This window comes from Vibrio sp. 1249-1, from assembly GCF_033340495.1.
On sequence record NZ_JAWOWJ010000097.1, the window covers coordinates 1 to 1,164 of the forward strand.

1 protein-coding gene and 1 pseudogene are annotated in these 1,164 nt (G+C 43.5%); one reads left to right on the forward strand and one right to left on the reverse strand.

Annotation, left to right across the window (positions count from 1 at the left end):
* The coding region (locus R7Z50_RS24520) for a DUF4442 domain-containing protein (RefSeq protein WP_318149351.1) at positions 1-373 on the forward strand (373 nt) is incomplete at its 5' end.
* Between the two features lie 17 nt (positions 374-390).
* Here the strand turns inward: R7Z50_RS24520 and R7Z50_RS24525 are convergent.
* Positions 391-1,164, reverse strand: a pseudogene (locus R7Z50_RS24525) (hypothetical protein); the annotation flags it as partial.

A 1,164-nucleotide genomic window follows, 5' to 3' on the forward strand; every position in this document is an offset into this window, starting at 1 on the left:
TCCCCTTCGACGACGAACAAAGAATCACCTAAACAGTATGTATTTTGGTGCATTAGCCGTTGGTGCTGATGTGGCTGGTGGTTTTCTTGCGATGAGCAAAGCTCAGGAAAAAGGCGAGGCGATTTCTTTAGCATTTAAAGGAGTGAAAGCGGAGTTTTTAAAACGTCCAGAAGCGGATGTTCATTTCGTTTGTAATGACGGCCATGTCATTGATGAGATGCTAGACCATACCATTGCCACTGGAGAGCGTGTTAATCGTGATGTGAAGATTATCGCGTTGTGTCCGAGCCTACATGGGCAGGAGCCGATGGCAGAGTTTGCGCTTACTCTATCCATAAAAAAAGCAGCTCAACATACAAAGAAGGCTGCTTAATAGTTTGAATCCGTTTTTTAATTGAGCTCGATTTTCTCGATAGAGACTATTTTCGAGCGGTTTAGCACGACTTTCCAACGGTAGTAAACGGGCGCATCAGTGTGGTTGTCTTCTTTGACGATCACATTGAGTAAATGACGTTTCTCTACAGACTCTTTGGTCACTTGCCCTTCATTTAGACGATAAACGCGGTTTGAGCTCTTATCCATTAGGCGGATGATCGGGCGCAAACTGATGTTCAACGTTTCTCGAGTCTGTTCGTAACCACTTAAAAAGAGCGACGTCGCCATTTCTGTTTTTTCATGGTAGTGAAGAATTTGTTCTTCTCTTTGAACGACGCGTTTTTTACGAATCTGTTGAATCTTGTCTGGCAAGCTCGATAGCGTTTTATAATCAAGCCATTCTAATTTTTTACCGACGACTTTCTTCGTCGTCGGGTCGATGTACTTTTTACGCCACTTAGGTTTGCCTTTACGAATCCAACGCCACATTGCATCACGCAGATCATCTTTAAAAATTTCGCGTAAAGCATAGATAAAAGACATCGCTATAATGAAAGATGCAGAGATCTCGCCAAGGTAGTCTCGGGCTAGAATAACGGTCGATGTCACTACGACCATAACCAAGCCCGTCGCAATCCCTTTAATCGCTCGCTTGATGTTGTTACCCATGGAGATAGTTTGCTCACGCAAAACAATAGGGTGTTCAATCAGACGTCTTAACAAACGCATTTTGTTTGAAAGACGCGTCACGTCTTCAACCACGCGTGGAGAGTTGTATTTGTTTAGCTT